The sequence below is a fragment of the Methylotenera sp. genome (assembly GCF_029945705.1).
Taxonomy (GTDB): domain Bacteria; phylum Pseudomonadota; class Gammaproteobacteria; order Burkholderiales; family Methylophilaceae; genus Methylotenera.
Genome location: NZ_JAQSDC010000026.1, coordinates 1 through 3692, shown reverse-complemented (window position 1 = coordinate 3692; position 3692 = coordinate 1). Strand labels below are relative to the sequence as shown.

2 protein-coding genes are annotated in these 3692 nt (G+C 40.5%); both read left to right on the top strand.

Annotation, left to right across the window (positions count from 1 at the left end; translation table 11 throughout):
- Window positions 1-200: 200 nt before the first annotated feature.
- Entirely contained in the window at window positions 201-479 is a 279-nt protein-coding gene (locus tag PSU78_RS05805; protein WP_300385598.1) for a hypothetical protein, read from the top strand.
- A 43-nt stretch (window positions 480-522) separates the two neighbouring features.
- Window positions 523-3672 (top strand): PAS domain S-box protein, encoded by a 3150-nt coding sequence (locus PSU78_RS13995; protein WP_367186322.1) that lies wholly within the window; start codon window positions 523-525, stop codon window positions 3670-3672.
- Window positions 3673-3692: the final 20 nt, after the last annotated feature.

Sequence of the window (3692 nt, the reverse complement as noted above, 5' to 3'; positions counted from 1 at the left end):
TCTTTCTCATGCCATCCTTATAACATTTTATGTGTTATCTAGGACAGCCCCTTAATTAATTTAATGTAATTGTGGATGCCCCTGACCTCGGCACCAAGTCTTTGAGGCCTCGAACATGCCTCGTTTAATTTCCGTCATGCGTCAATACGCTAGTTTCGGAAGCAAACGATGAATTTTCCTATCAAGGGAAGGTGGCATGTATGTTTAGAAGGCTTAATAGTAATTTATATCCCCCCAATGCAATCTGCAACCAGAGCGCTTATTTAGTTAGCGTTGGCGTTGATACGCCCGCTTTAATCAGTTTCCATCTCAAATTTGCCGATACTTTAAGCTTAATTCAATTGAGCTTATATAGTCATCCTGATAAAAAAAGCCATCCACTAAAACACCATCCACTCATTGCTGCAGTTAAGGCATTACTTTGCAATTTTCATCTGAGTGCAAAAGTGACCTATGCCTTCAAAGGCGTTGGTGTGTGATTGCGTTTAGATTCAAGTAAATTAAAAAATAAAAGGATTTAATATGAAATTAAATATGCCTATTACTGATCATGAAGTCACGTTCAATGACAATCAATTCATGCTCATTAAAACCAATACTAAAGGTGTGATTACCTACGCCAACCAAGACTTTATCGACATTAGTGGATTTAGAGCGGCGGAACTTGTGGGCGCTAGCCATAACCTCATTAGTCATCAAGATATGCCTGCCGAGGTTTTTGAGGACATGTGGCACAATTTGAAAAATGGCAAACCATGGACAGGTATTGTTAAAAATCGTACTAACAATGTTGATTACTATTGGGTAGAGAATAATGCGGCGCCGATTTTTGAAAATAATCAGGTGGTTGGATATTTACTTGTACTTAAAAAACCGACACGTCAGCAGGTAGAAGCGGTGAATGAGGCCTATCGCTTGTTTAAAGCGAATAATGCGAAAGGCCTAGCCATTGTTGAAGGTAAAGTTGTTTCTATCAGTTTGTGGAACAAGATAAAAACTAAGCTAAACAACTTAAGTGTTGCTAAGCGCTTATATGGTATTAGTGCACTGTCAGCAGTTATTGCCATTTCACTAGTGATATCTGGCTTAAATAACTTGTCAGAATCTAATGAAAGCCTTAAAACGGTCTATCAAGACCGCACGATACCAATGGATCAACTTTCGAAAATCTCGAACTCAATTCTTAAAATTGAGGCTCAATATTTCAACGTGGCTGGTGAAGTAGTTGAGGGCGTTGATGGTAAGCAAAAAACAGTGATGCTGAATAAAAGTGTAGTCAATGAAGTATTGCCATTGATTCAAGGTGAGTTAAAAAATATTGATGCATTATGGAAATCTTACATGGCCACTTATTTGACACCTGAAGAAAAAGTGTTAGCTGAAAAATTTAACAATGCGAAAGAGGATTTTATAAACAACAATGTATTACTGGGCCTTGCGCCTATGCAAAAATATGATGCAGCTGAAACCATGAAATATGCTGACGCTTTACCTGTAGCCTATAAAACCGCCGATATTGCACTTAATAAGTTAATCCAGCTTCAGTTAGATGTTGCGGCAGTTGAATATAAAAGCTCCGTAGAGCGTTTACATCATGCCCTTATTCTTTCATTTACTGTACTCGCGCTTGCTGTTGGACTGATTATTTTCCTGGGCATGGTAGTCGTTCGATCAATCCTAAACCCTATTAATCAAGCCATTAAAGTGTTTAACAATATTTCATCTGGTCAGCTAGATACATCAATTAATGTGCAGGGAGATAGTGAGCTAGCTCAAATATTGCATGCCTTAAAAACAACGCAAACTGGCTTAAACGTGATGTTGAATACAGATCGTGAAAATGCAAAACAAGTAGCTCTATCTTCGGCTCAGTACGAAGGTCAATTAGCCGCTATTAGTAAATCTACAGGTGTCATTGAATTCAGCATGGATGGCAAAGTGACTGCTATCAATGATATTTTCTTAAATACCATGGGATATACCCGTGAGGAGGCAATAGGCCAGCATCATAGCGCCTTTGTTGAAGCAAGCTACCGCAGCAGTGCTGAATATACCAAGTTTTGGGAGCAACTAAACCGTGGCGAATATATTGCAGGTCAATTCTTACGCACCACAAAAAGCGGTCAAGAAGTTTGGCTAGAGGCTTCATACAACCCCATTTTAAGTATTGAAGGTAAACCATATAAAGTGGTGAAATATGCGACAGATATTACCAAGCAAAAAATTAAAAATGCTGACTACGAAGGTCAAATTAACGCCATTAACATGACACAAGGTGTGGTTGAAATAGCGATAGACGGCACACTGCTTAAAGTGAATGATGTCTATGCAAACATGCTTGGTTATTCTGTCGGTGAGTTAATAGGAAAAAATGTAAGGTTGGTACTAGACCCTAGCTTTTCAAACAGTGACGCCTATAAAACCTTATGGAATCTTTTGATTTCAGGTGGCAGTGATGCAGGACAATACAAACGCATAGCCAAAGGTGGGCGAGAAGTTTGGATTCAAGCCTCATACAATCCTATTTACGATGCAAAAGGTGAAGTTCAGAAAATTGTTAACTACACCATTGATATTACCGAGCAGAAATTAGCAGCCGCGGACAATGCAGGTCAACTTGCGGCTATTAGTAAAATTCAAGGCGTGATTGAGTTTGACTTAACAGGCAAGATTATTGCCGTGAATAAAAACTTTGCATCAGTCACTGGTTACAGCGAAAAAGAAATTGTAGGGAATCACCACAGTATGTTTGTTGAACCTACTCATAAATCTAGCCCTGAATATAAATCATTTTGGGATAAATTGAGTAAAGGTGAAGCTGATGAAGGCCAATACAAACGCATAGGCAAAGGTGGTAAAGAAGTCTGGTTACAAGCCAGCTACAACCCAATTATGGACATGAATGGCAAGCCATTTAAAGTAGTGAAATATGCTACGGATATTACCGAACAGCATCAAAATGCGGCGGTATTGGCGGAGGCTGTTGAAGAAACCCAATATGTCATTGATGGTGCAAAAAATGGTGATTTAAGTAGCCGCGTCCCGTTAGAGGGTAAAACAGGTGCAATTGCCTCCCTTTGCGATGGTGTTAATGCCTTAATGGACAAAATGACTGAAGTCATTGTTGAAGTGCGTGAGGCGGGTGAAACCATCAACACTGCTGCTGGCGAAATATCCTCTGGCAATAATGATTTATCACAACGCACTGAACAACAAGCCTCTAGCCTAGAAGAAACCGCGGCCAGTATGGAGCAGTTAGCTTCAACCGTTAAAAACAATGCTGAAAATGCTAAACAAGCTAACCAGCTTGCTTCAGCCGCCTCAGGCGTCGCAGTTAAAGGTGGTGAAGTGGTTGGTCAAGTCGTCTCTACCATGAGCGCTATTAACAGCAGCGCTAAAAAGATTGAAGACATTATTTCAGTCATTGACGGCATTGCCTTTCAAACCAATATCCTAGCCTTGAATGCAGCAGTAGAAGCCGCCAGAGCAGGCGAACAAGGCCGAGGCTTTGCGGTAGTGGCAGGTGAAGTACGTAACCTAGCGCAACGCTCAGCTAGTGCTGCTAAAGAGATTAAAGAACTCATCTCAGACTCGGTGAGCAAAACCGCAGAAGGCACCACCCAAGTAGAACAGGCGGGTTGTAATGGTCTAACAAACTGCCACACTTGCTAAGGTTTTTTGCTGATACTTTT